General features: G+C 26.9%; 6 protein-coding genes. All 6 read right to left on the bottom strand.

The genetic code is table 11. From position 1 onward, the window contains the following. Positions 1-292, bottom strand: a 292-nt coding sequence (locus Q0G30_RS13865) for a hypothetical protein (protein ID WP_294391256.1), incomplete at its 3' end; no start/stop codon positions are given. A gap of 10 nt (positions 293-302) precedes the next feature. Further along, positions 303-1,094 (bottom strand): glycosyltransferase family 2 protein, encoded by a 792-nt coding sequence (locus Q0G30_RS13860; protein ID WP_289129321.1) that lies wholly within the window; start codon positions 1,092-1,094, stop codon positions 303-305. Between the two features lie 65 nt (positions 1,095-1,159). Next, positions 1,160-1,909, bottom strand: coding sequence for a glycosyltransferase family 2 protein (locus Q0G30_RS13855; protein WP_148324563.1), 750 nt, complete (start codon positions 1,907-1,909; stop codon positions 1,160-1,162). A gap of 1 nt (position 1,910) precedes the next feature. Then, positions 1,911-2,567 carry a sugar transferase gene (locus tag Q0G30_RS13850; protein ID WP_289128506.1) on the bottom strand — a complete coding sequence of 219 codons (657 nt, stop codon included), beginning with the start codon at positions 2,565-2,567 and terminating at the stop codon, positions 1,911-1,913. A gap of 117 nt (positions 2,568-2,684) precedes the next feature. Then, a complete protein-coding gene (locus tag Q0G30_RS13845; RefSeq protein ID WP_289128507.1) occupies positions 2,685-3,371 on the bottom strand; it encodes a CpsD/CapB family tyrosine-protein kinase in 687 nt (228 codons plus the stop codon). A gap of 11 nt (positions 3,372-3,382) precedes the next feature. Next, positions 3,383-3,782, bottom strand: a 400-nt coding sequence (locus tag Q0G30_RS13840) for a GNVR domain-containing protein (protein ID WP_294391239.1), incomplete at its 5' end; no start/stop codon positions are given.

The raw sequence follows: 3,782 nt of genomic DNA, 5'->3' as shown, positions 1-3,782 counted from the left end.
GTATGGGTTTATATTTTAACACAAAAACCCTGCGCACCGTAAAGAATTTATAATTAACACATAGTATATTTATTAATATTAATATTAATGATGTAATTAAAAAAAATAAATAATTCTTATTTATTTTTCTATTTATCAAAAAGGAAATACCAATTCCTAAAATTGTAATAATCCAAACTATAGCTCCATTTCCCATCAAACTCTTAATAGGCATTGTTATTGAGCTCATAAAAACAAATAATACTATTAAAAATGCGTTTATTTTTTCTTTATTTAATAATATTTTTTTCATATCTTCTCCATTAATTTCGTAGTGTCATCTTCATTGCATTAATAAATGCATCAACTTTTCTAATACTATTTATTTTGTTGATATTTTTAATTAAAATTAAATTCAAATAGATATATGCTCCGAACTTACCTAAAATTATTTTTAAAACTTCTGCTTTAGCTTTTATAAATGCTTCATCTATCTCAAGTTTTTTTCTTATTCTATGATAAACTATAGTTTCATTAATAAACTTTATTTTATAACCTTCTTTTCTTAGAGAATTCATTAATAAATTTTCTTCACCACTATGAAACTTAGTTCCTAATCCAAATTGCTCATTAAATATTATTTTTGATTTATCTATTTTTGTTAAATTAAAACATATTTCAATAGATGATTTTTTTAATAACTGTATGATTCCAACATTTCTTTTATGTTTAGAATAATCTTTATAATATCTATTACTAATTGGATCAAAAATATTAAAGCATATTATCTCTGCATCATTATTTTTTACTTCTTTAATTATTTTATTTATAGAATCCTCTGGATACCACGCATCATCATCTGCTAAAATAACATAATTTCCACTAACATATTTCATCCCAATATTTCTTGCAAGAGATAAACCTTTTTTCTCTATCTTTATTTGATTATATTTAAAAGTAAATTCCCTTAGTAATTCCTCTATTATTTTATGATTCCCCTGAGATACTATTATTAATTCAAATGATTTATTATTTTGATTTTCTAGTGAAATAAATAATCTCTTTAATTCATCTATTCTATTACCTAGTGTAGGTAATAATATACTTAACTCCATAATCTTCTTCTCCAAATTCATATTAATATTGTCCATTTTTATACCAATTTTAAGTAAATTAAAATCTAAATCCGTTTTCTTATTGCATTTAACACATAATGAACAAAATAATAAGTTGATTTAATTAAACTTAAATTTTCTAATTTTCTATAAGTATTCCAAGTTCTCTTAAGTGCCTTAATTTTATTACTTGATATAGATCCTTCCACTAATCTATAAGATGCTAATACTTCATCATATCCATATGCTATATTTCCTTTTCTAAGAATTGATAACCAAGTTGCTGTATCCTGTCCTGCTCTAACTAATGGCATTCTAAAATCACCGATTATATTTTTATCGATTATTACTGTTAAACATCCTATTATAGTATTCTTTAGTAATTGCTCATAATTAATTTGACTTGGTACTCTAACTTCTTTATTAAGTAATATCCCTCTTTCATTCATTAACCTATATGATGTAAATGAAAATCCATAATTATTACTTATCATAAAACTTATTTGCTTTTCTAACTTATCTCTATCCCATACATCATCACTATCTAAAAAAGCAATAAATCTTCCTTGAGCTTCTTCTAATGCCTTATTTCTAACTACAGCAGCCCCAGAGTTTTTTTCTAATTTATAAAACCTAACTCTTGAATCATTCTCTATATATCTACTTACTATTTCTTCAGTATTATCAGTTGAACAATCATCAACAATAATTAATTCTAAATTTTTATAAGTTTGATTTAAAACTGATTTAATAGTCTCTTCAATAAACCTACCTGCATTATAACTAGCAGTAATAACAGATACTTTATCATTCATGTTATCTCGCTCCATTTCCAGTAAGAACCACCTTAATAGTCCTAAAGAATATTTCAGCCTCTAACCTAAAGCTTAAATTTTCAATATACTCTAAGTCATACTCTAATTTTTCTTTTGGCGTTATATCATATCCTCCATTAACTTGTGCCCAACCACCAAGTCCTGGTCTAACCTGTAATCTATCCCTAAAGTTAGGAATAGTCTTTTCAAACTCCTTATAAAATACTTCACGCTCTGGTCTTGGACCTATAAGACTCATTTCTCCTTTAATAACATTCCAAAGTTGCGGTAACTCATCAATTCTAGTTTTTCTAATAAACTTACCAAAGGCCGTGACCCTCATATCATTTTTATCAGCCCATTTAGCACCGTTTTTTTCTGCATCATGAACCATTGACCTAACCTTATATATAGTAAATTCCTTATTACCTAACCCAACTCTCTTTTGTGAAAAAAGTGGATTTTTAAAATCTTGAAAGAAAACAATGATTAAAGAAAAAATTAAAATTGGACTAGTAGCTATTAACAATGCCAAACTAAATAAAATATCAAATCCTCTTTTAATTACTTTATAATAAAATGATTTACTTCCCTTTATAACTAAAGCTTGTTTATTTAAATTGCCTATTAAAATTTCATTAAACTCTAAATTTTCCATCTTTACCCCCATCTTTCTCTATATATTTAAAATCTCTTTATCCTCTCTCTAATAAGGCAAATTATTCGTCCCCCTTGATAATTTGCCTTCTTTTAAAATTATTTACCCACTAAACCTCTAGTATTTACTAAATTTTCTTCCAATTCCATTATTCTCATCTCCATAATAATAGTAGTACTTATCTCTACTATTATCTGCACCGTTAAGAACTGTTCCAATGAGATTTCCATTAACCTTATTTATAATAGAAATAGCATTATGAACTGCTTCCTTCTTAGTTACTCCTGCCCTTACAACTATTAAAGTTCCATCTACCTTAGTAGATAAAATTTGTGCATCCGTTACCGCTTGAAGTGGTGGAGTATCTAAAACTATATAATCAAAATGTTTTTTCATTTCTTCTAAAAATGCTGTCATTGTTTTAGATGCAAGCATTTCAGCTGGATTTGGTGGAATCTTTCCTGCAGATATAACTGTTAAATTCTCCTTGTATTTATGTACTACTGATTCCAGTTTCCTATTTCCAACCAATAAATCTGAAACACCATATGTATTGCTAATTCTCAACTTCTTATGAATAGAAGGCCTTCTCATATCACAATCAACTAAAAGCACTTTACTTTCTCCTTGCGCTAATACTAAGGCTAAATTGCTAGCAACAGTACTTTTCCCTTCACCAGGATTAGCACTAGTAACAACTAAAGTCTGATATTTCTTATCAAAAGATGAATACTGTATATTAGTTCTTAAACTTCTATAAGCTTCTGCAGCTATAGATTTAGGTTTTCTTTCAACTATAAGCATTTATTTTCCTCCTATTCTTCTTCAAAGGAAGGAATTAATCCAATTACTGGAATACCTAATTCCTTTTCAAGATTTTCTTTACTTTTAAAAGTATTATCAATATATTCTAAAAGGAATACTAATCCTATGCTCACCATTAATCCTAGTAGAAATGCAATTGCAATATTCATTTTCTTATTAGGAGCTACTGGATTTTCTGGTAATTGAACTGCTTCAATTACTCTAACATTACCGTTTGGTACAAGTTCCTTTGCTAAAATAATAAATTCATCAGTTATATTGCCTAATATTCTCTTTGCTACTTGTGGATTCTTATTTTGATATTTAATTTGAAGTATTTGAGTATCACTTATAGGCGTTACTGTTAAACTCTTTTTGACTTCTTCAACTGTTAAGTTTGTATTATTATTT

Source organism: uncultured Clostridium sp. (genome assembly GCF_934754925.1).
GTDB lineage: Bacteria > Bacillota > Clostridia > Clostridiales > Clostridiaceae > Clostridium.
The sequence above is the reverse complement of the archived record's forward strand: the minus strand, read 5'-3'. Positions and strand labels throughout refer to the sequence as shown.